The sequence below is a fragment of the Anoxybacillus sp. PDR2 genome (assembly GCF_009834045.1).
Classification (GTDB): domain Bacteria; phylum Bacillota; class Bacilli; order Bacillales; family Anoxybacillaceae; genus Anoxybacteroides; species Anoxybacteroides rupiense.
Map to the genome: position 1 here is coordinate 204,235 of NZ_CP047158.1, position 22,562 is coordinate 226,796.

General features: G+C 38.5%; 21 protein-coding genes, 4 pseudogenes and 1 CRISPR repeat array. Of the genes and pseudogenes, 14 read left to right on the top strand and 11 right to left on the bottom strand.

The features are described from left to right. Window positions 1-303 precede the first annotated feature (303 nt). Both istA and istB read left to right on the top strand, forming a co-directional pair. The gene (gene istA, locus GRQ40_RS01105) at window positions 304-1,890 is read left to right on the top strand and encodes an IS21 family transposase (RefSeq protein WP_338079047.1); all 1,587 of its coding nucleotides are present in this window, start codon (window positions 304-306) and stop codon (window positions 1,888-1,890) included. Then, window positions 1,887-2,653: pseudogene (istB, locus tag GRQ40_RS01110) on the top strand (IS21-like element helper ATPase IstB). Before istA ends, istB begins: the two are co-directional and overlap by 4 nt. A 31-nt stretch (window positions 2,654-2,684) precedes the next feature. Here istB and GRQ40_RS18865 read toward each other — a convergent pair. Together GRQ40_RS18865 and GRQ40_RS01120 are read right to left on the bottom strand one after the other, a co-directional pair. Beyond that, window positions 2,685-3,101, bottom strand: coding sequence for a hypothetical protein (locus tag GRQ40_RS18865; protein ID WP_159720691.1), 417 nt, complete (start codon window positions 3,099-3,101; stop codon window positions 2,685-2,687). Between the two features lie 205 nt (window positions 3,102-3,306). Continuing rightward, window positions 3,307-4,457, bottom strand: a protein-coding gene (locus tag GRQ40_RS01120; RefSeq protein ID WP_201295971.1) for an IS3 family transposase whose coding sequence is annotated in 2 segments (ribosomal slippage) — window positions 3,307-4,202 and window positions 4,202-4,457 — 1,152 coding nt in all. Because the reading frame shifts where the segments join, the coding sequence is not laid out codon by codon here. 93 nt (window positions 4,458-4,550) lie between these two features. Here GRQ40_RS01120 and GRQ40_RS01125 point away from each other — a divergent pair. The 5 genes from GRQ40_RS01125 (at window position 4,551) to GRQ40_RS01145 (ending at window position 8,611) form a co-directional block, all read left to right on the top strand. Continuing rightward, window positions 4,551-5,000 carry a hypothetical protein gene (locus GRQ40_RS01125; protein ID WP_159719192.1) on the top strand — a complete coding sequence of 150 codons (450 nt, stop codon included), beginning with the start codon at window positions 4,551-4,553 and terminating at the stop codon, window positions 4,998-5,000. A gap of 308 nt (window positions 5,001-5,308) precedes the next feature. Beyond that, the gene (locus tag GRQ40_RS01130) at window positions 5,309-5,716 is read left to right on the top strand and encodes a hypothetical protein (protein WP_159719193.1); all 408 of its coding nucleotides are present in this window, start codon (window positions 5,309-5,311) and stop codon (window positions 5,714-5,716) included. Window positions 5,717-5,791: 75 nt separating this feature from the next. After that, window positions 5,792-7,075 (top strand): ABC transporter substrate-binding protein, encoded by a 1,284-nt coding sequence (locus GRQ40_RS01135; protein WP_159719194.1) that lies wholly within the window; start codon window positions 5,792-5,794, stop codon window positions 7,073-7,075. A 14-nt stretch (window positions 7,076-7,089) separates the two neighbouring features. After that, a complete protein-coding gene (locus GRQ40_RS01140; protein WP_159719195.1) occupies window positions 7,090-7,800 on the top strand; it encodes a metal-dependent hydrolase in 711 nt (236 codons plus the stop codon). A 310-nt stretch (window positions 7,801-8,110) separates the two neighbouring features. Then, a complete protein-coding gene (locus tag GRQ40_RS01145) occupies window positions 8,111-8,611 on the top strand; it encodes a site-specific integrase (protein WP_159720693.1) in 501 nt (166 codons plus the stop codon). Window positions 8,612-9,837: 1,226 nt separating this feature from the next. Here the strand turns inward: GRQ40_RS01145 and GRQ40_RS01150 are convergent. Beyond that, window positions 9,838-10,988, bottom strand: a protein-coding gene (locus GRQ40_RS01150) for an IS3 family transposase (protein ID WP_201295955.1) whose coding sequence is annotated in 2 segments (ribosomal slippage) — window positions 9,838-10,733 and window positions 10,733-10,988 — 1,152 coding nt in all. Because the reading frame shifts where the segments join, the coding sequence is not laid out codon by codon here. A gap of 129 nt (window positions 10,989-11,117) precedes the next feature. Beyond that, window positions 11,118-11,608: direct repeats of the CRISPR family, unit length 30 nt; unit sequence GTTTTTATCTTAACTATGAGGAATTGAAAC. A 237-nt stretch (window positions 11,609-11,845) separates the two neighbouring features. Between GRQ40_RS01150 and GRQ40_RS01155 the strand changes: the two genes are divergently transcribed. The 3 genes and pseudogenes from GRQ40_RS01155 to GRQ40_RS18870 all read left to right on the top strand — a co-directional run. Further along, window positions 11,846-12,736, top strand: a complete 891-nt coding sequence (locus GRQ40_RS01155; protein WP_159719196.1) for a transposase — start codon at window positions 11,846-11,848, stop codon at window positions 12,734-12,736. A 259-nt stretch (window positions 12,737-12,995) separates the two neighbouring features. Continuing rightward, window positions 12,996-13,358, top strand: a complete 363-nt coding sequence (locus tag GRQ40_RS01160; RefSeq protein ID WP_159719197.1) for a hypothetical protein — start codon at window positions 12,996-12,998, stop codon at window positions 13,356-13,358. Continuing rightward, window positions 13,359-13,971: pseudogene (locus GRQ40_RS18870) on the top strand (ExeA family protein); the annotation flags it as partial. A 281-nt stretch (window positions 13,972-14,252) separates the two neighbouring features. Here the strand turns inward: GRQ40_RS18870 and GRQ40_RS01170 are convergent. The 3 genes from GRQ40_RS01170 to GRQ40_RS01180 all read right to left on the bottom strand — a co-directional run bounded on the left by GRQ40_RS01170 (window position 14,253) and on the right by GRQ40_RS01180 (window position 16,311). Next, window positions 14,253-14,870: a VanZ family protein gene (locus GRQ40_RS01170; protein WP_159719198.1), complete on the bottom strand. Its 618-nt coding sequence runs from the start codon at window positions 14,868-14,870 to the stop codon at window positions 14,253-14,255. A gap of 70 nt (window positions 14,871-14,940) precedes the next feature. Next, on the bottom strand, window positions 14,941-15,324 hold the full coding sequence (locus tag GRQ40_RS01175) for a hypothetical protein (RefSeq protein WP_159719199.1): 384 nt from the start codon (window positions 15,322-15,324) through the stop codon (window positions 14,941-14,943). A 96-nt stretch (window positions 15,325-15,420) separates the two neighbouring features. Next, window positions 15,421-16,311 carry a transposase gene (locus tag GRQ40_RS01180; RefSeq protein ID WP_080862805.1) on the bottom strand — a complete coding sequence of 297 codons (891 nt, stop codon included), beginning with the start codon at window positions 16,309-16,311 and terminating at the stop codon, window positions 15,421-15,423. 350 nt (window positions 16,312-16,661) lie between these two features. On the opposite strand from GRQ40_RS01180, the gene GRQ40_RS01185 reads away from it, so the two are divergent. Continuing rightward, window positions 16,662-17,808 (top strand): IS3 family transposase gene (locus GRQ40_RS01185; protein WP_159719200.1). Its coding sequence is split into 2 segments (ribosomal slippage): window positions 16,662-17,120 and window positions 17,122-17,808, totalling 1,146 coding nucleotides; the frame shifts between segments, so codons are not numbered across the junction. A 341-nt stretch (window positions 17,809-18,149) separates the two neighbouring features. On the opposite strand, the gene GRQ40_RS18875 is transcribed toward GRQ40_RS01185, so the two are convergent. From GRQ40_RS18875 to GRQ40_RS01210, 5 genes are all read right to left on the bottom strand, one after another. Then, on the bottom strand, window positions 18,150-18,299 hold the full coding sequence (locus GRQ40_RS18875) for a hypothetical protein (protein ID WP_370514180.1): 150 nt from the start codon (window positions 18,297-18,299) through the stop codon (window positions 18,150-18,152). A gap of 290 nt (window positions 18,300-18,589) precedes the next feature. Next, window positions 18,590-19,207 carry a hypothetical protein gene (locus GRQ40_RS01195; RefSeq protein WP_159719201.1) on the bottom strand — a complete coding sequence of 206 codons (618 nt, stop codon included), beginning with the start codon at window positions 19,205-19,207 and terminating at the stop codon, window positions 18,590-18,592. A gap of 526 nt (window positions 19,208-19,733) precedes the next feature. Next, window positions 19,734-20,003, bottom strand: a complete 270-nt coding sequence (locus GRQ40_RS01200; RefSeq protein WP_236546376.1) for a hypothetical protein — start codon at window positions 20,001-20,003, stop codon at window positions 19,734-19,736. Window positions 20,004-20,286: 283 nt separating this feature from the next. Then, window positions 20,287-20,748, bottom strand: a complete 462-nt coding sequence (locus tag GRQ40_RS01205) for a transposase (protein WP_159719203.1) — start codon at window positions 20,746-20,748, stop codon at window positions 20,287-20,289. Between the two features lie 72 nt (window positions 20,749-20,820). Then, the gene (locus GRQ40_RS01210) at window positions 20,821-21,129 is read right to left on the bottom strand and encodes a hypothetical protein (RefSeq protein ID WP_236546377.1); all 309 of its coding nucleotides are present in this window, start codon (window positions 21,127-21,129) and stop codon (window positions 20,821-20,823) included. 258 nt (window positions 21,130-21,387) lie between these two features. Between GRQ40_RS01210 and GRQ40_RS01215 the strand changes: the two are divergent. From GRQ40_RS01215 to GRQ40_RS01220, 3 genes and pseudogenes are all read left to right on the top strand, one after another. After that, a pseudogene (locus GRQ40_RS01215) lies at window positions 21,388-21,659 on the top strand (DDE-type integrase/transposase/recombinase); the annotation flags it as partial. Then, a pseudogene (locus tag GRQ40_RS18385) lies at window positions 21,657-21,804 on the top strand (ATP-binding protein); the annotation flags it as partial. The pseudogenes GRQ40_RS01215 and GRQ40_RS18385, both read left to right, overlap by 3 nt. Before the next feature lie 182 nt (window positions 21,805-21,986). Continuing rightward, complete coding sequence (locus GRQ40_RS01220) at window positions 21,987-22,412, top strand: DUF2712 domain-containing protein (protein WP_159719204.1); 426 nt, start codon at window positions 21,987-21,989, stop codon at window positions 22,410-22,412. Window positions 22,413-22,562: the final 150 nt, after the last annotated feature.

A 22,562-nucleotide genomic window follows, 5' to 3' on the forward strand; every position in this document is an offset into this window, starting at 1 on the left:
ACTTGACATGGAGCCTCTGCGTACAAGATATTTCCTAAAAAGCGAGCAACAACAAGAATCAGCCGCATGAAACGAGGCTATCATGTACGCCACTCTATGTAAAGTGCGCGTTTCTAACTGGTAAAAAACTGTTCAATTTAATCAATCGAATTCTGTTCAGTTTTATTTAGCGGCCACATGTGTAACTGCTAAAATAAAGTGGACAGTTTCCGCCAAATAAAATTGGACACTTATTTACCAATTTTACTCCTAACAGCTATGATAGATGTTGAGATTTTATCTAGCTGTTGGAGGGACTGAAAGGTGGATAAGTGGGAAATGTATATGGAAATTTATCAACTTTTAAAACAAGGGTTTAGTAAAACATCCGTCGCTAAAAAATTAAAGATATCCAGAACGACATTATATAACTATTTAAAGCGTTCACCTGAGGACATGACAACATGGTTAGCTTCTACGAAGCAACGAAGAAAAAAGTTAGACCCTTATCGAGAGCTTATTTTACATTGGATTCAGAAGCATCCAGATTTATCAGCGTCTCAGGTACAAGACTGGTTAGAGGAACGTTATCCTGACCTTTGCGTGGGAGAAAGTACGGTTCGGAGTTATGTACGTAGTTTACGAGAGGAATGGAAAATCCCAAAGGAACCCTCGATTCGCCCATATCAAGCAGTGCCAGATCCACCAATGGGTCACCAAGCGCAAGTCGATTTTGGAAAAGTGAAAGTAAAACATCAACAAGGCAAGGATATCGATTTATATTTTATCGCCTTTGTGCTTTCGCACTGCCGTTATAAATACATGGAGTGGCTGGATCGTCCTTTTACAACGAGAGATGTCATTCAAGCTCATGAGAATGCGTTCCAATGGTTTGGTGGAATCCCAAACGAACTTGTTTATGATCAGGATAACCTGATTGTGGTTAGTGAAAATGCCGGGGACCTCATTCTTACCGCCGAGTTTGAAGCCTATCGAAGACAGCGCAACCTCACTCTTCATGTATGTCGAAAGGCAGACCCGGAAAGCAAAGGGAAAATTGAGAATGTCATAGGATTTATCAAACACAACTTTGCCAAACATCGGATATTTACGAATCTCGATCTGTGGAATGAACAAGGATGGGAATGGTTACGGCGAACAGGTAATGGGAGAGTTCATAACACAACAAAAAAGAGACCAGTCGACGTGTTTGAACTCGAAAAACAACACTTACGACCGATCTCTCTATCAGTGGACGTGACCTACGTCCAAAACCCAAACCTCACAAACAGTATAACAAGAACGGTTAGAAAGGACAATACGATTCTGTACAAATCGAATCGATATACGGTTCCGTGCGGAACCTATATGCCGTTTGGAAAAACAGTACAAATTGTCATACAAAGGGAACAGGAGCTCTTCATCTACGATTCTGAAACAGGGGAATACTTAGGAAAGCACACGATCGCTCATGGCAAAGGAAAGCTGATTCAAAACCGAAACCATTTGCGAGATCGAACGAAAGGCATCAATGCCTATATCAAAAGGGTTGCCAACCAGTTTGAACAACCAGATGTGGCAAAGGAATATCTAGAACACATACGAAAAGCCTATCCGCGATATATACGCGATCAATTGCAGCTCATTCAAAAAAAATTGGCTCACTCTCCGGCGTCCCTCTGCAGCCAAGCACTACAAAAGTGCATCGAATTACAGCTGTATAGTGCTTCAGAGTTTACAGATATGGTCGGTTACTTACAACGGCAACATCGATTGAACACTTCCGGCAAAGCCGTTCAGGTAAACCGAATCCAATCATTGCAGAAGGAGAGTCATTCTATCCTTTGTGCACAACCAGCTGTAAGAAACGTTAATGAATATATCGGGATTTTGGAGGGAAGAACGAAATGAGCCAGTTAACGAATGTACAAGAGTTATTACGAGTATTACGTTTGACAGAAACAGCTTCTCATCTGCCTATATTAGTGAAACAAGCAGAGACGAATGAGGTGACATATCTACGTTTTTTATACGATGTGTTACGTTATGAACAACATCGTCGGGAGGAGAAATTACGCGGGAGAGGCGTTTGAAATGGGCGTCTTTCCCCTACTACAAGTCGTTAGATGAGTTTCAACTACAAGAACAGCCATCACTGACGAAAAGACAATTTCACCAATTGCGAGAACTCTCATGGTTAGACCAACTCTTTAATTTGATTCTGTTAGGACCGCCAGGTGTCGGAAAAACCCATTTGGCGATTGGACTCGGGATTGAAGCGATTCATCAAGGGTATAAAGTGACGTTTATTACGATGGGAGAGTTGATTCAAGCGTTAAAAACGGAGGAAATGACTCGGAAATCACAAATTCGTCTTCAACGACTGAGGGAATCGAACTTAGTGATTATCGACGACTTCATGTTTATAGCGATGGATCAACGAGAAGCGAATTTATTCTTTCATTTGATTAATGACTTGTACAATCAATCGTCGATTATCCTAACATCCAATAAAGGGCCGAGTGAGTGGGGAGAATTACTCGGTGATCCGGCTATCACCACAGCTGTATTAGACAGAATCATCCATCGTGCCGAAGTGATTCATTTAAATGGAGACAGCTATCGAATGAAGCACAGAATTTCCATTTTTAGTGATGAAACTGTTCAAAATTAATGATCAAAAAGTGTTCAATTTTACTTGACGGTCACATCCTATGCAAGAGCACTTCAATGTTGTTCTTTTTTCTCGAATATATAATTATTTCTTTAAACTTTCTAACATGCATAGCCGCATAACATTGTGAAAATGCTTGTCGTCCAGTGCCTATTATCCCTAAAGTTTCAATGTTAGGATTAGATAAATATTTTATTGCCAATCCCCCAATTGCACCCGTTCTAAGAAATCCTAGCTGTTTTCCTAGGACAATACCCTTAATTTTGTTTTGACTATCATCAACTACTATTGTTAAATCGTCTGTAAAATCCGAATCTTGATATCTCCAATAAGATCTAAAGCCACTAATATTTCTCTCGATTGATTGTCCACAGGTTAAGACAATTTGCGGTTTTACTGGATGAGTTATGAGAGAATAGGTTATTATTTTTATTATTTTATATGCTATGTTCCCTAATAATTGCTAATTATTGAAGATCGTACTGGATAAAAAAAGTCGTCGACCTCCAATCGTGTAAAAATCCTGGGGGATCGACGACAAATTTTTAACAACTAACATTTCCACTGTGATAAAGAAAAGAAGATGTTGCTCGAATTTTAAGATAAGTTTATTGGACCTCTGTCAATAGATTGGACAGCCAGAATCGAGAAAATTACGCAATTTGACCGTACATTCGTTCGTATTGAAAAGGTGTAAGATACCCGATAGCGGAATGTACGCGTTTCCGGTTGTAGAAAAACTCGATGTATTCAAAAATCCGACTTTGGGCTTCCTTGCGGGTTCTGAACTTCTCCAGATAGACGAGTTCCTTTTTGAGCACGCTGTGGAACGATTCGATGCAGGCATTGTCATAGCAGTTGCCCTTGCGGCTCATGCTGCATTTCATCCCGTATTTCAAGAGCCGTTTTTGGTACTCATGAGATGCGTATTGGCTGCCGCGATCGGAATGATGCAGGACTTCGCCTTTCGGCCGTTGACGGTTGTAAGCCTGATCCAGAGCTTGCAGGACCAATTCCTTGGTCATTCGCTCATTGGCGTGCCAGCCTACGATTTTGCGCGTGTACAAGTCCATCACGCTCGCGACATAGAGCCATCCCTCGTCTGTCGGAACGTAAGTGATGTCCTCCATCCAGACTTGATTGGGAGCTTGTGCCCTGAACTGCTGGTTCAGCACATTGTCATGCACTGGCAGATTGTGGTTCGAGTTCGTCGTCGTCTTGTATGTCTTGACGGTGCGCGACTTAAGCCCCAGTTCCTTCATGATGCGGGCGACCGTTTTTTCGGATACCCGAACACCTTGCTGGCGCAAGACTTGAGCGATCTTCGGGCTGCCGTACAGGCGACGCGAGTCCACAAAGATACGGCTAATCTGTTGTTCTAGTTCTCGGCGACGTTTCTTTTGCTCGCTTTCCTGGCGCCTGGTCCATTGATAATAACCACTCCGGGATACGTTCAAAACCTTGCACATCTCCGATACCGGATACTTGGAGCGGTGTTTGTGGATAAACGCAAAGATCCGTTCCGGTCTTTTGCGAAGATGTGCATCGCCTTTTTTAAAATTTCGTTCTCCATCTCGAGTTGGCGGATTCGTTTCTGCATTTCGAGAAGGGTTTTTTCCTCGATTTTCAGGTTGCCGCTGCCGCGAAACGCATGGACCGGATCCTGTTTGAATTCGTTGATCCAGCGGTACAGAGTATTGTCGGATACGCCCAATTCTCGGGCGACCTGCGCCACCGGCTTCCCCTGTTCCTGAATCATTTTTACGGTTTGGATTTTGAACTCTTTGTCATATTTCTGACTCATCTTCGGACACCTCGATTTTGCTAGATTTATTGTCGCATTCTCGATTCTCGGTGTCCACTATTTAGTCTAGCATCAGTAAAAGGGGAGTAACACATGGAAAATCAGAGAGAATGGATGCAGCTTAGGGAACAACTGCAGGAAAAGGATAAGAAGATCGAAACCTTGATAATCGAAAATCATTGGCTCAAGAAGGACTTAGCCGCATTGAAATCTGAATTAGAGTCCGAGAAAAAACGGCTACGAGAAGCAGTTGGTGCGTGGAGACGCAAAGCACAAGGGGGAGGTGGACAATGGAAGTGCCTACGAGAAGGATATCATGCGTATCACCGTAGTCATTATAAGGTGTATGTGGTCACCGATATTCCCAAAGATTTAGATATTGAAGAGGTGTGTGTAGTCCTAAACGAAACGTTTTTGCCGTCCGTGGCCCCATATCGGTTTGTACGCTGCGACTACTCCACCAAGTACAAGGGATGGCTGGTGGAAGTATCGAAAGGAAAGTACATCGATATATATGAACCCCCAACATCAGCAATGGGATAAAAATGAAGGAAAAACCAGGGAGATGGATGATCCAATGTCCTGGTTTTCTATTTAGTGGAATGTAGAGAAAAAGTTTCAGAACTTCAAAAACAAACTACAACACTTGAAGCTGGAGTCACCATTTTCGATACGATTATGAAGGAAATTGAGCAAGCTAGACAGGACATGCATCATAGGAAAAAACATCAAAGTAAAAATATACATAAAATGTTTTTTGTGTATATTTTACAAAAAAACTTGAATATTTACTTTTTTTGTTGTATAGTAATAAATTGGAGAGAGGGTACAAGATAGGGAGGTTACTAGAATTGAAAAAGTTTATTATTAAAACCTTTGCTGTAGCTGTATTACTAACGGGGATTACTACAACAAATGCCATGGCTGCTTCATATAATTTCCAAGCTACTTATGAACATTTAATTTATACTAATTCAGGATTCTATGTTAAAGGCACTTCTAGTATAGCTGGAAAACAGAATTCAGATGAGGCAGGAGATACCAAGGCGAAGTATTCTATGGTTTCTAGGGGAAGTGAGCCTGCAGATGATGTAATTATTACATACTTCACTCAAGAAGGTACTGGCTCCTTTAAAAGAACATTTAAAGACTTTACATCTTATGCTTACTTAAGAATGGATAATTTAAATCCTACAGGCTTTTTCGGAGGAAGAGAACCTATTACGTCTAGTGGTACATATACCTATACCACTAAATAATTCTATAAGTTATTATTTATAAATATGTATAATTCTTGTACTCTCTCCTTATGAATTCTATGCAGGAGAAAGGTTATGAAAAAGAGTTCAATATACCTAATTATCACATTTACTTTCCTTTTGTTGATAAGTATTTTTTTATTTAATAAACAAATTTTTAATGATAAAACAAATAATGGAATTAATGTTATAAAAGTTCTTTCTCTTCATAAATTAACAGAGGAAGCAGAGGAAGCATATACAGACAATATTAAACAGATATATCCAGACTATAATATATCATTTGATGCAGTACTGGACCAACAAAACGATATACGCAATGAACAAGAGCTGATAAATAGAATAAAAGAGAAACTAAAGGATGATACATATCATATTATTGTGGAAATTGATGAAGACCTAGCATTTTCTTTAAGTAAAGAAGGATTATTAAGAAATATACATTCTTCTATAAAACCATTGATAAAACGATATAGTATTCTTAGTAACTATTCAGAAAGTGTACCCGGAAATAATCCTGGAGAAACATATTTTATCCCAATAGATTTTCGAGGGTATTGTTTAATTTATAACCGAGATATTTTTAAAAGATTAAATATTAAAGAACCATCTCAAACTGAAGATTGGGATAATATATATAAACTGAGTGAAATGATAGAAAAAAAATCTAATGGGGCCATAACGCCGCTTACTTATGGAAGTAATTTTCCTCCTTTAGCATTCAATGAGTTTTTAAAGTACATAGCACCTTTAGAAATTTATTTAGATAGTTCTGGTTCTTCTCAAAAAAGATTGAAGGATGAATGGGTTAAATTTATTGATAATTACAAACATTATTCAATGAATGTTTATGATGGTGCAGAATTTTTAAGGGGTAACATTGCTATGGAATGGGTTGATACCAGTACATTATTTGATGATTTACTTAAACAAATGGAACAAGGGAATTTGTTAGGTGCTAAAAAATTCCGTTATAATGTGGTTTCTTCACCTCGTTTTGAAGGTCACTCTTTTTATGGAATGGTTGATAATGTTGCAGTTGTACCTTACAATACTCCTAATTATAATATCTCAACTGGATTAATTAATATGTTTTATACAGATCATTTTGTAAACAGTGCATACACTTCCGAAAGTGTCAATCTTCCAATTCATATTACAAAGAAACTTGAGGATATTTATAATCAAAAGGATTATAAATTAGATATTTTTTATCCGGAAAAGCTTAAATTTTCTTATACTAATTATGGAAACAAAATAATTTTTCCAGGAATAACATTAATGTACGATAGTATTAGAGGAAATATCTCTCCAGAAGATTCATTAGTAGAATTTCAAAAAGTTATAAAAGATAACTAAAGGGTTGATGGATAATGGAATATTTAGCGATGGGGGTAAATCTAGTTCTCGCAACCTTACCGCATATACTTGTAGGTAGTATAATAGCCATTTTTACATTGGTAAAAGATAATGATTTTTTTAAGAAAAAACTATTTATCCTGTTATTTAGTAGTTTAGTTGTAATTTCACCAGATATATTGAAAATCATGGGCATCCTTTCGAGCCACTCTTTATGGCTAGTTCCGATATTAGGTTTAATTTTTTCATTTATTTATGTTCAATTAAATAATGATAATAAATTGAGTAAAGTCTGGCTGGTTTTTTCTCTGATTATTTTATTTGGACATCTTCTTCTTGATTTTATTGATAATGGAGTTGAATTATTTTACCCTTTTATTAAAGATGCTTTTGATTATACTCTAATCAATAAAATAGATTTACTTTTTATTGTAATTCTTATAACTTCATTCACCCTTCTTTTCTTTTATAAGAAAAAAACTATTATTGTTATAACTTCATTATCAATAATTGGTTTATATCTTGGTGCACTAATATTTTCAAAAATGCACTTGGAATACACCTTGAAGAAGGAATTCAAGGATCAAGATATTGTTTTATTGATAACATATCCTGATCATCATTTTAATTGGGAATTTCAAGTAAGAACTAAAAGGTCGATTGTAACAGGGAAATCACCTATGAACAAAACAAATATAAAGATTGAAACCAGAACAGAGTTTTGATTTAAATAATGCTCATGTTATGGCAATGAATATTTTATACAAATCTAGTTAACATAAAATTGCATGGTAGGAAAATAAAAAAATACAACATAATAGTTATTATGTTGCATTCATCAACATCATATAAAACTAGTAAAACCCCTTGATAATAAGGGGTTTTTTCTTTTTCTCGACTTCGGAAGGAGTTTAAATGTAACATATAGAATATATTTGTTGTATTGAATCTAACGTTTTGGAGGTATTTTTTGTGGCAGAACGAGTAGGACAACAAGCTGTTGAACCGATTCGAGATCCTGAAAAAATTCGGTCCATGAAAGAATATTTATTGCATCAATCCTATCGAGATTATTTTTTATTTACCTTCGGGATTAATTCTGGGCTTCGGATTAGCGATATCCTGCCGTTACGCGTCATGGACGTGAAATATACGGAGCATTTGCGTGTCAAAGAAAAAAAGACCGGCAATGTCCGCAAAATCAAAATGACAGCAGCGTTAAAACAGGAAATTGAGAAATACACCAGAGGAATGGCCGATTCCGATTATTTGTTTCCGTCTCGGAAAGGGAATCGTCCGATTGGTCGAGAAACAGCTTGGAGAATTATTAATGAGGCAGCCAAAGCGTGTGGTGTAGAAGGCCCGATTGGGACCCACACGATGCGAAAAACCTTTGGATATCACTTTTACCAGCAGACGAAGGATGTTGCGATGTTGCAGCAGATTTTTGGACATTCGGCCCCGTCCATTACCTTACGGTACATTGGGATTCATGATGATATGATCGATGAAGTTCTTGAAACGTTTTCTTTATAGTATTGTCTCTCTGGATCCGATCTGTGGGGAATCTATTCAATCCTATGGGATAAATAGTGAATATTCACGTGGTATTATTGTATATATGACATAGGCAGTAGCTTATTGGACTGAACATCAATAGGGGGATATAATGAAGCTTTCTATTTTACGAGCAATACAATTGAACAACTATGCGAATTAATCAAGCTTACCCAGACGCAACGAACAAAGAACTTGCGAAAATGCTAGGTGTTACGACCCAATGGATAAGTCAGCTAAAGAAATGATTTAACACTTTAACGCGAAAACAAAAATGATGCGTGCGCTTATATCATGAGCGATAGCCTGCGCCTTTGGCGCTTCGTTTAGATGGATAGCCTAACGGGGCTTCTTTTTATTTGAGTTTTGTTGTTGGGGGACGTGTGTTACATTAAGTTGAGTTGCTTCTTTTTGCATCTCTTTAATTTTAAGGGGCTTTTCGGGTATTTTCGGGTATTCTCCGGTTCTTTTTCGGTATGTTTTTGTTGCATTTAGCAACACTTATGGTAAACTTTAAGTGAACGGATTCTTGGTATTTCCGACTTTTTTTAGTTTGAAATGAGAAGTTAATTTCTCTTTTTTGAACATTTATTAAACTCAAATTGATTTAAAACGATTCGATGTTTTCAAACTTTTAGAGTAATAAAAAAGCGCTAGAATGTGTGGCAGCACAGACCTAACGCTTCTGAAATAGAATCTTATGTTTTGTGACAGTCTGCCATTAACGTAGTGCGATCTGGACCAATTCGAGCACCACTGTTAAGATTGCGCAGATTGTCTGAATGGTGTCTTTGTCCATAAAGTCACCTATCTTTCTATGACCGATGCTCGTATGGCAGTACGTGCATCGGTTTTGTTTTTCTCTATGTACTATTATAACGATTTTTTTATGGTTTGCTAGTTTATTAGCGACGTATCTGTTTTTATTTAGAATGGTTCTATACTAAATGTTGGGGTTAAGAGACTTTTCAGGCAAAATAAAAGCACTTACGAAGATCTCCCTTTAAAATGATAGTTGGCGACTACATCAAAAAGGAGATTTCGTAAATGCATTCTCATTTTATCACAAAACTGCTTGGGTTAGAAGATGTTGAAATCACTCATGTAGAGGATCAAATCACTCACTTTGAAATCCATATTCAAACGCCTGTAAAAGTTCAAAAATGGACCTCTGTCAATAGATTGGACAGCCAGAATCGAGAAAATTACGCAATTTGGCCGTACATTTGTTCGTGTTGAAAAGGTGTAAGATACCCGATAGCGGAATGAACGCGTTTCCGGTTGTAGAAAAACTCGATGTATTCAAAAATCCGACTTCGGGCTTCCTTGCGGGTTCTGAACTTCTCCAAATAGACGAGTTCCTTTTTGAGCGCGCTGTGGAACGATTCGATGCAGGCGTTGTCATAGCAGTTGCCCTTGCGGCTCATGCTGCATTTCATCCCGTATTTCAAGAGCCGTTTTTGGTACTCATGAGATGCGTATTGGCTGCCGCGATCGGAATGATGCAGGACTTCGCCTTTCGGCCGTTGACGGTTGTAAGCCTGATCCAGAGCTTGCAGGACCAATTCCTTGGTCATTCGCTCATCGGCGTGCCAGCCTACGATTTTGCGCGTGTACAAGTCCATCACGCTCGCGACATAGAGCCATCCCTCGTCTGTCGAAACATAAGTGATATCCGCCATCCAGACTTGATTGGGAGCTTGTGCTGTGAACTGCTGGTTCAGCACATTGTCATGCACCGGCAGATTGTGGTTCGAGTTCGTCGTCGCCTTGTATTTCTTGACGGTGCGCGACTTGAGTCCCAGTTGCTTCATGATGCGGGCGACCGTTTTCTCGGATACCCGAACACCTTGCTGGCGCAGGACTTGAGCGATCTTCGGGCTGCCGTACAGGCGACGCGAATCCACAAAGATACGGCTAATCTGTTGTTCCAGTTCTCTGCGACGTTTCTTTCGCTCGCTTTCCTGACGCCTGGTCCATTGATAATAACCACTCCGAGATACGTTCAAAACCCTGCACATCTCCGATACCGGATACTTGGAGCGGTGTTTGTGGATAAACGCAAAGATCAGTTCCGGTCTTTTGCGAAGATGTGCATCGCCTTTTTTAAAATCTCGTTCTCCATCTCGAGTTGGCGGATTCGTTTCTGCATGTCCAGAAAGGTCTTTTCCTCGATTTTCAGGTTGCCGCTGCCGCGAAACGCATTGGTCGGATCTTGTTTGAATTCGTTGATCCAGCGGTACAGGGTATTGTCGGATACGCCCAATTCCCGGGCGACCTGCGCCACTGGCTTCCCCTGTTCTTGAATCATTTTCACGGTTTGGATTTTGAACTCTTTGTCGTATTTCTGACTCATCTTCGGACACCTCGATTTTGTTAGGTTTATTGTCGCATTCTCAATTCTCGGTGTCCACTATTTAGTCTAGCATCATATAATGACATTGTATCAATTTTCCAAATGCTGATTTCATCATTATTTTTGGGGGTTTTTATCTTAACTATGAGGAATTGAAACACCTTCTGAACGCTTGCAGCCTAAGGGACTTTTTAGTTTTTATCTTAACTATGAGGAATTGAAACTTTTTGTTTCCCACCTCAGAAGGTGTTAACCTTCTGAGTTTTTATCTTAACTATGAGGAATTGAAACATCTATAAGAAATTGCAATCTGCAAAGATGACAGATGTTTTTATCTTAACTATGAGGAATTGAAACAAAGAACATTATCGCTTCTTCAGGAGTTGTGGCGAAGTTTTTATCTTAACTATGAGGAATTGAAACAAACCATGCTGCAACTTTCGAGAAAAGGGAAACCCGGTTTTTATCTTAACTATGAGGAATTGAAACTTAAAGCAATTACAAGAAGAGCAAAAAGAGGGGTTGGTTTTTATCTTAACTATGAGGAATTGAAACTTCTTCTGTGCGAATAGTTTCGTAGATGAGAATATGTTTTTATCTTAACTATGAGGAATTGAAACCTGATCGCTTCTTTTATAAATATCTGTTCGTCAATATATGAGAATTCGCGTCGCTTGCTTGTTTTTCCACATTTTTATGAGCGTAATGTTCCTCCTATAGGTGAAGCTACGAAATTCATTAAACGAGTAGAACGTGTTGCAAAACGCATAATGGATGCATAAATGCACATAAAAAATCCACCACCTTGGAAATCATATACAGTGACCAAAACCAACTACCAAGGGGTGGACACGATCATGATTTCCAATTTAAACAACGAACATGCATGGTCTTATGAAATGGATCCACTTTTAGCATCCTTATTTCGATATATTGACTCTCTCTCGTTGCCGGAGACACCGTATGTGACAGGAAGACCGCCGGTGTCGAAAAAATCTTTATTGAAATGTTTCTATTTGAAAACCTATTTTTCCATTGATTCCTTGCGAAAATTAGTACGCATTCTGCAGCGTTTTCGCTGTTTTCAGCGGGCTTGCGGGCTTAGTGAAGTTCCACATCTGTCTACGTTTTCCCGTGCGGCAAAGTGGTTTCGGGAACAGGGATTTCCTGTTTTTCACGCACAGCTGCTCCAAGATCTAGAAGTACGGTATCCCCAAATCGTGCTGATCGACAGCACGGCCCTTCGAAGCAGTCTTTACGATTCACAGGCAAAGTGGGGAGTGTCCACCCGATACCACTGGTTTAAAGGATATAAACTCCATCTCTGTACCACTACCGAGGGAATCATCTTATCTCACGTGTTGACCACAGCGAACCGGAATGATGCGGCAGTGGCACCAGAATGGCTTGCTTCTTTGGGGCAATGGGAGATGGAGTTCGTGTTAGGGGATGCCGCGTATGACAGCGAAAAGGTTCGACAAACTGCTGAGCAAGCAGGAATCTTATTCATTTCCCCCATCAACCGCCGCAATAGCAAGGAACGAAAAGATGCCTATGGCCGGGTTCTTCCTGTCTTTTTGAAAACGAGGTTTGGCCAATGGCTGTTTGGGCTTCGCCGCGAGATTGAACGGGTATTTAACGAGCTAAAGAGTAATGGGGTGGAGCAACCCCGATGGTATGGATTTCATCGATATTTACTGCATGTGTTATGTTGCATCCTTATGCATAATTTCGAGTTTTTACTCTAGTTTTGCAACACCATCGAGTACACAAAAAAGATGCCAACACCATTCATACAGAAAGCATTGGAGTATGTCGACTTGTTGCTTTCTAAGAAAAATGTCCGATAACAGTTCTTGCGCTCACGATCTTGTTTTCACTTTAATAAAATCGAACGGTGATTGTCTTGTCAAACTAATTAGGATCGGTTTGACAAAGAAGGAGTAATAAGATCTTTCATGACAAGAATGCTTTTGCTTAAATTGATAGAGAGGAGAGAGGGGAATCATGCGGCTTCCAGAAGAATTAGATTTAATTTCTGTTTTTGGATCCATAGCTAAGAGGAAAGATGAAACAGAACCTTTTTATTACGACACATCGACTTTTGTTTTAGAAAATGACAAAGAATTGCTTGAGATAACCCTTTCTCCCTTTTATAACGAGTTTACTTTAATTGTTAAGGATAGGGAAACAAAAGAGACAGTTTCCTACTTTGAATTACTGTCCGTTAGAAAATTAGAAATAATAGAAGATAAAAAGCATCATGCAAAAATTCGTTTATTTCACGGTGAAAGCGATAGATATGAAAATATTATAGAATTAACCATCCAACCTAGCCTTAAAATTGTTTTTAGAGAACAACATCGTTAACGGTATTTTGGTTGTTTGATTGGCGAACTAGGAGCTGGAAAAATGTTTACTTTACGAGCATTTAAAGAGTCTTTGAATCCGTTATATCATGTCGTCTATTTTCCTCTTTCCATAGGGGGGAGTGATGGATTTTTACCGAGGGTTTGTTCTTGGATTGGGAGAAGAGCTAAAATACCTGAAGGTCGATTTGTTTTATCAAATTCAGCAAGGAATCAAACGATTGTACACCGAACGAGGAATCATTACTGTCTTGCTTTTGTATGAGATGAGTCTGTCTAAAGGTGCCTTTCTGCAAAATCTTGTAATTTTGCTTAATTTTCAAATGGATTCCATGAATCCATTTGTCTTGATTTTAGCTTGCCTTCCGCATTTACAAACGCGGCTTCGGCTCAACCAGCATCGGCCGTTCAATCAACGTATCATTATGCGATATCAAATGGAGGCCATTGATGAAAGAAGAAGTTGATCCATATATAGAACATATGGAACAGCGAATGGAAATGGAGGGGGTGAAGCTTCCGATTTTTACTCCCGTAGCACTAGAATCTATCATTTACAATCTCAAGGATGGTCAAGAGTAATCAATACCTTAGCCATGGCTTGCCTTTTGTATTGATACCAAATAAAAAAACAGATAGATGAAGAAATCGTTCGAATGGCGGCAGAACAACATCATCTCTATATAAGCGATCGGAGCTCTTTCTACGGAGGGCTCCATTTTTTTCGAAGATGGCGAAAAATTCACTGAAAAACGACCGGAAAAACGTGCAAAGAACCTGAGGAAAATCGAAAAATCTAAAATAATCTGCAAAAAAATGGTACATTATTTCAGAACATGGACCAAAATAATTTAAAAAAGTTAGTCTGAAATAATGTACTAATTTATACTAGTCACTAGTTTTTAGATTGAGTTTTTGTTTTTAATAAAAACTTTTGGGTTAAATAAACGCCGATGAATCCTCCTATGGTATTTAGAATGATATCATCAATATCAAATATTCCTCTTTTGAAAATAAACTGTATTAACTCAATAAATAAACTTGTATATAAAAATACTTGTAAATAATTAAATAGCTTATTTTTAATAAATAACAATGCAACTATACCTAACGGGATAAACATAAATATATTAGAAATAATATTGATGATGAAAATGTTATTATTCACATTTTGGTGTTTAAAAAGGTCTGACAGTGGAATGAAGTTATATTGACGATGGTAAACCCCATCCTTGAAAAATAAAATCGATACTAAAAATACTAAATAAATAATATAAAAAGAAACGAATTGTATTCGATAGTTTTTTATACTAAAGTTTGATTTTCTAGCTCCGAGTAATAGGTTCATAACGATCCATAATACAGTCGCTAGTATTAATCTACCTGAAATAAAAATAATCGGGCTGGAAGCCACATTAATAATATAATCATCTACAAAGTAATACATGATTAATTGAGAAGTGATCAAACATGCTAAAAGAATACCAATTTGTTTTAAAATTTTAACCGTCATTGTTCTCACCTCTTAAAAAAAGAGATAGAAAAACTATCTCTTTTTTTAATATATCTATTCATTGCTTATATCAATTGCTCCAAGAACCCCAAACATGGATTTCTCTACATCCTATGCAGTTGCCACTTATTTCGACAAATTTTAACTTGTAGCTACCATCTGGAAGACCACTTGTGCTTAACGATTTATTAGTTACATCAGAAGATACTCTACTAACAGTCTTCTCTTTACTATAACCAAGCAAGCCTTTACGGTAAGCATCTATGGAAACAGTTCTTCCTAAAGTATACTGTTGAGAGTGGCTAATAGAAATGCTTCCATCCGATACATTCAGTGACCCGATTGTCATAACGGAGGTAGTAAAATAACCATCGTAACTGTCACTTGCAGCAAAAGCAACCGCTGCGAAAATTATGCTAAAAACACCAATGAGAGTTGCGACTCTTTTGAGCATTTTACCATCTCCTTTTATATTATTTTTCTAAAAATAGTATATAATAGAAATATGGTATTTTCAAGGATATTTATAATAATTGAAGGTGTTGCAAAACTAGAGTAAAAACTCAAAATTGTGCATAAGAATGCATAATTGTACATGCAGTAAATAGCGATGAAACCCATACCAACGCGGCTGTTCTAATCCGTCATTCTTTAACTGATTAAATGTCTGCTCAATCGAGTTGCGAAAACCAAACAACCACTTTCCGAATTCTGTTTTCAAAAACGAACGAATCATCCGACCATAGGCATCTTTTCGTTCATCGCTATTTCGAGGATTAATAGGTGAAACGAAAAAAATTCCTGTCTGTTCGGCTATTTGACGGACTTTTTCGCTGTCATAGGCGGCATCTCCAAGGGCAAATTCAATCTTCCATTCCTTTAAAGATGGAAATAATTCGAGCGCAACGGCTGCATCATTTCGATTCGCAGTCGTGAAGACATGGGATAGGACGATTCCTTCTGTGGTTGTACAAAGGTGCAACTTATATCCTTTGAACCAGTTATACCGAGTCGAAATCCCCCATCTCGCTTGAGAATCATAAAAACTGCTTCGGAGTGCCGTACTGTCGATGATGACAATTTTGGGATACCGAACACCTAAATCTTTTAGAAGTCGAGCATTAAATGTGGAAAATCCTTGTTCTCGAAACCACTTACCTGCACGTGAAAACGTAGAAAGATGTGGAACCTCTTTGAGTCCACAAATACGCCGGAAGTAGCCAAATCGATCGAGTGTTTCCACTAACTGACGTAAAGAATCAATGGAAAAATAGGTTTTTAAAAAGAAACATTTTAACAATGATTTTTTCGAAATCGGTGGTCGCCCGGTTATATAAGGTGTTTCTGGTAAAGAAAGTTGGTCGATGTATTGAAATAAAGCCTGTAAAAGAGGATCCATTTCGCTATTCAGTGCATGTTCGATAACAAAATTGGAAATCATGATAGTGTCCACCCCTTGGAAATGTGTTTTTGGTCACTGTATATGATTTCCAAGACGGTGGATTTTTTGCGTCCTTTTATGCACCCGTTATGCGTTTTGCAACACGTTCAATAATTTATAATTTTTTGCTTTTAAGATAGATGTGTATGTAGAACATAGAGGGTACCAAAAAAGCAAATGTTCTAGTATGGTAAGGATGACCAAGTCATCTGAGGAAAATTCGCATGCACTCTTGGATTAAGTTTTAATTACAGTTTTTATTGATAAAGGTTCATATTTGTATTTTGCAATAGAAAAGTGCTCCCATAAGGTGAGACACATGAGCGTGATAAATAAGTTATAATGATACCATGAAAAAAAGAAACCGATATACCGCAGAATTTAAAGCTAAGGTGGTTCTTGAGGTGTTGCGTGAAGAGCAAACCGTCAATGAAATAGCCGCCAAATATGAATTAAGCCCAGTCATGGTCAGTCGTTGGAAAGCAGAATTTCTAGAACGATCCTCGATGGTCTTTGAAAAAGGCTCAAGCGAAGTGGATAAAATCCGTAAAGAATATGAGGCCAAACAAGAAAATTTAGAGAAATTGGTAGGTCAGTTAACGGTTGAAGTTGACTGGCTGAAAAAAAATCTGGGCTCAAATAAGTCTGTTGACGAACGAAAGGCTATGGTCGAATTCAATCACCCATCGATCAGCATCAAGCGTCAGGCACAGTTATTAGGTATTCATCGTACTAGCGTGTATCGCCAATCAAAGGGGCAAACAGAAAGCTCAGAAAACATCATGCTCATGCACGAAATGGATATGCTTTAATACAGCTCATCCCTACTTTGGCTACAGGCGCATGACTGCGAAACTTCGTGAGAAAGGATTTGATGTGAATCATAAACGCGTACGCCGTCTCATGCGCCTTATGGGTATACAAGCTATTTACCCTAAACCCAACCTTAGTAAGAGGCTATATGCCAAGTACTGCCGGCCTTACCTGCTCCGTGGATGGGAGATCACCCGTCCGAACCATGTATGGGGAGTGGATATCACCTACCTTCGTATGGGACGGGGCTTTATGTACCTGTTTACCATCATCGACTGGTTCAGCCGCAAAGTGATCGATGACGAGTTATCTAGTACGCTGGAGAAAGGATTTGTCATCGACTGTCTGAAGCGGGCATTGCGTCATGGTAAGCCGGCCATCATCAATAGTGACCAGGGCAGCCATTTTACAAACGCTGACTATCTCGGGCTGTTGAAAGAGTATGGCATTCAGGTATCAATGGATGGCAAAGGACGAGCAACAGACAATAGTCGTACGGAACGATTCTTTAGAGCTTTAAAGTATGAATGTATCTATCTCAATGAATTCGAGAATCCTAAAGAGTTGCGAAAAGGCATTCGACGCTATGTTACGTTCTATAATACAGACCGACCTCACCAATCCTTGGACTATTTGACGTCAGCAACAGTGTACAAGCAACCTAAGATGGCTCAAGCATCCTAACCATCGAACGTGATGAGAGGCTTTATATGGAGAGACGGGCATGATAGGCTGTTTTAGCCATGCGATGTTATCTGTCCATCGCTCCAGCGCAAAAAATCGTGCCCGTAGAGGCTCCATGTCAAGCCTTTTTTGCACACGCACCACATTCATAGCGAAAGGAGAGAATGGATAACTTAAACATTATCAATTTGTGTCTTGACAAAGGGGTGCATTACACAGAAAAATGCAGAGTGTTGCCACTCTTGAAGCCCAATTCTACTAAATCACGGAAAATTTTCTTTTTTGTCCTTCTTAATTTCTTTCTTAACTTAGAGTCTTCAAATAGCCAAGCTGAAACAATTTCACCCCATTTTTCTTTTTTGTTCAGGTATTTGATCCTCGTCTGCATATTTTTTAGCCGTTCTCCAATTAATTTTTAGTGTACGCTGTATTTCAGAAATAGAAAGACCTTTGTTGTTTCTTAAGAATTTGATACAATGAATTTCAGACATTGCTAGCATCCTTTCTACACCTCCACTATGAATTGATTCGACACCAATTACAGTAGAGGGACTTGGGGTGGCTGGCAAGTCTTTTTTTATTTAGTCATAAAGTGCAGTTCTCTGCATTTTTTCTTTGCAAAGCTCTGCACTTTTATTTTGCAATAAACAAGTAGGACTGTTCTCAGACTAACTTTTTTTCATAACGTTATGTATTACTGGTGATTAATAATAAAGTACCTAAAGCGAACAATCCTGTTCGGGCTATAGGTACTTTAATTATCCAATATTAATTTTTATTTTCAGTCATAAAATTCCACATAAACAGTTGCTGTTGGAACAGTGGTTTTATAAATATAAAATTCTGCTTTACCATCACTGCCATCCACATAATTTGCAGCATTAATTATTATAGCTTGTGGGTCACTTATATTATCTAAAGTATAATATCCCACAGTATCATCACCAGCAGCTCCGTCATCTTCCATAACTTTATAAACCCATTTGAAACCAGGGCCTATATATGGTTGATCAATAATAAACATAAAATCTCCACCACCCGAAGAAACAATCTTAGAAGCTTTAGTATTAATATAATCATAACCTAAATAATCCCATGTTCCTGCACCAAGGGTTGTAATTAGTGAAGAATCTCGTTGCTGTAAAGGATTTGGTATCGCTTTTGAATAAACTGGTTCAAAACCAGCTGTTACATTAAGTCCATCATTTTCATTTTCATCTTTAGTATAAGCATCCATGTTTTTTAATAAATCTTTATCAAGCCTATGATTTGCCTCTTTGATATTGTTTTCTAAGGGTTGTTTATTATTAGAAGCACTTATTTCTTCTGCGTTAACAGCTAACCCCACTCCCATAACTAAAGGTGACAAAGCTAATAGAGAAAGTAGAATTTTCCTCAATTTAATCCCTCCTTTTTAATATATTATACTACAAGTTATATAAATTTTGGAATACATTATATTTTTTTCTTATTTTACAATATTTTGTTCAATCGAGATCGATTATTTTTTGGTTCCTCGATAATTTTGGTGAACCCTCCTCTTAGTTATTATAGTAGTTACGCTATTATTTTATAAGGATTGGGAGTTGCTATATTATTCTATTAATCGTTCATGTGTCAAGTTGTATATCTATTCTCAATGTAATCAACAGTGATAAAATCTTCAATAACACTGGTTTAAAATTCCCCGAAGCGATCTCGTTGATCCTTCTGTTTTGCCTGCTGAAGCTTCTTTTCCCGTAATCGATACTTTCCTTTAAGTTAAAAATAATAGAATGATGCAGTACTGGATCAACAATATGATATACGCAATGAACAAGAGCCGATAAATGTAAGCAACGGTGATAAAATGGTTCTTACGTTCTTTTGGTGAATGATTACCTATCATCCTGTTGGAGATTTTTATTTTTTTATTAAAATAATGATTATAGCCTATAGAGAACACGGTTTTCTAACAGAGCGAATCCAGCTCGGCCATCCATCAATCGTTTAATCGTTTTCAATCGGTTGATTGGCCCTTCCAGCACACCATGGCTGTATGGGAGAAGAAAAGCGTGTTTTACAGCCTGCCAATCGCTGCGCAAACGCCGAGCATATGGATAAAACGGCTGTTTTGAATCCAAAAGCTGATGACGCAGCCAAACAAGAAAACAGTCATAATCTCTTTGATCCACGACCTCCCGATATTCTTGCACCCCTTCCTAGACAGGGCGGACAGCTGGATCCTTTTTAGGCATTGTTCCAGATTCATTTTCTCTTTTTCTGAAAGTCGATGATACGGCGACCATATCCAATAGGACAACGGTTTTCTTGTGATACGATGTTCCAACATCGATGGATCCTTCCGCTTTCGATTCCGTCGAATCGTTTCTACCGTGGTTCGTACCGGCGAAAACGTGCCGGAATATCCTTCTTTGCGAAGAAGAGAATCGATAGATGGAATGGTTTGTCCTTGAGCTTCTAACTCCATGACACGGTTCAAAAAAGGGGAAATCGGTGTTTTTTTTTTCGTCGATGAATCGGTGGCGGAGTTGTCGTCTGGAGGTATTTTTTCACCGTTTTTTGATCCAGCTCATATTCCTTCGCAAGCCTAGAAATGTTCTTCCCTGATGGATGAGCCGTTTGGATTTCTTGAATGAGTGCCCATTTTTGTTCCTGGCGCTCCTTTTTCCTCTTTTCTGCCTTTGTCCTTTCGATTTCACGAACAGATGGGTGAGGTTTACTCCATGTCATGACAGAGGGAACGAGGGATAAAAGAAGGAAATCCAGTCTCTTCTTCGCCTTCCCGATCAAATGCCATCGATCATACATATGAAGGATGGAAGGATTGGCATTGGCCATCCCTTGACGGAATGCTGTCAATCCATCCCTGCTCATCCCTTGTACATGGGAATCGGTTTTCAGCCATTCGGTAAGTGTTTGCGGGAGCCGATTTGGCAAGAGAGCAAAGGATGATGACGGCGGAGATCACAAATGATCGCTCCATACGTATGGCCTTTTCGAAAAGCAACATCATCGACTCCGAGGAAAGGGAGACACCTCTCCAGGAATAGGAGTTTTGTGAATCATCGTTAACAATGAATCATGGCTAATGGGCAGATGAATCGCCTGTGCCATCTTTTCCGCAGCTAAACAACTCGTGGAAAAGGCCATTTGTCGCAAAGGGTGTTCTGCCCAAAGCGTACGGCGGCCATGCGGCGCCAGCCAGTCATAACGCTCTGTAAACACTTGAACGGAACAGGAAGAATCATCACAAAACCATTTTCGAGAAATAAGCAGGAGTCGAACAGGCTGATCAGCGATAGGAAGATCTTGAATCACCACGTGTATACCGACGATGCGGGCGGGAGGAAACATGATGACAGGCAGGACAGGGAGAAGACTCTCGGTTGCTTTTTACCGTTAAACGTAAATGATCACCGGCATCAGACACATCTAGTCACTCGATAGTGGAATCAAGAGGAGACCAAGAAAGGAGAATCATCGTTACGAACCCCTTTATTTTTATTATACCCATGTAGTTAATAGAAAGTCATCTCCCCAAATTAGCGTAAGAACCAGTTTAGTTTAGCAGTTACACCTTTCCGAGAGACGGCGAAAAAGAAATACACCGTTCGCTATGAAACGCTTCCTGGCGAACAAATGCAAGTCGATTGGAAGGAAGAAAAGTCAAGTTATCGCTATTTGTGGCCACGTTAGGCTATTCGCGGATGAAATACGCGGTATTTACAACCAGCCAGGACCAGAAGCATTTAATGGAATGCTTGATTCAAAGTTTCAAGTACTTTGGAGGGATTCCACAGAAAGTGTTATTTGACAATATAAAGACCGTTACAGACGGGCGGGAACGCTTGTCGAAACTGCCGTATTCGCAAGCCGATCGATCCGTTTGATGTTACCGCGCAGCCTTCGGTGGATGAGCACCGGATTCGAGAGCTGCTTACGTTGTCCTTTATTGACCGGAAAGAAAATATCCTCTTTCTCGGTCCGCCGGGAACACTTTTAAAAGTTACAAAACGGAGCCTATCTTAATAAAGATCTAGTTAATTTTTTGTATAAATTTATATTTTTTGGTTTTATAATCTTGATTTTTCTTTAATTTACCAGTAAGGTTTTAGTAGATATTCTTTTATCCCGGGTGAATATCTACTAAAATCTTACTAAGAAAGAGGTGTATTATGAGAAACATAGTCAAAAAGTATTCGAGATTAGGACTGGCTGCGGCTATGGGAGTCGGAATATTCACATTTTCTAATTTTACGTATGCTAGCGACGATAATATTGGTTTTAATTTTGAGCTTAAACCTAATTATGATAATAGTTATAGTGCTGCACGATATCGACAAACTACTAATCCAAACAATAAATGGAAAGTAAATCTAACATATTCATCTGAAGGCGTAGGAACAGTCGCAACTTTTTGGTTAGACAAAGCAGGCACAAGGGTTTCAGAGTGGTATAATGTGAAACAAGGAAGTGGGCCCCACTATTATCCAGCATATAGCACTGCGAACCAATCTTATGTAAGATTAGGTGCTGAAAATAATAACTATACTTCTGCAAGCTATACGATCTCTGGGTATTGGGACGAAGAGACTGACTAATCTATAGAACCAAGAATGATATTATATATCATTCTTGGCTCCCTTTTAAGATAACTAATAAAAAAGTAAAGAATTGAGTGAGGGACATTGTTTAATAGCCATATTCAACGCATTATAAGAAATAAAATTAATTTAACTGCCTTTATTATT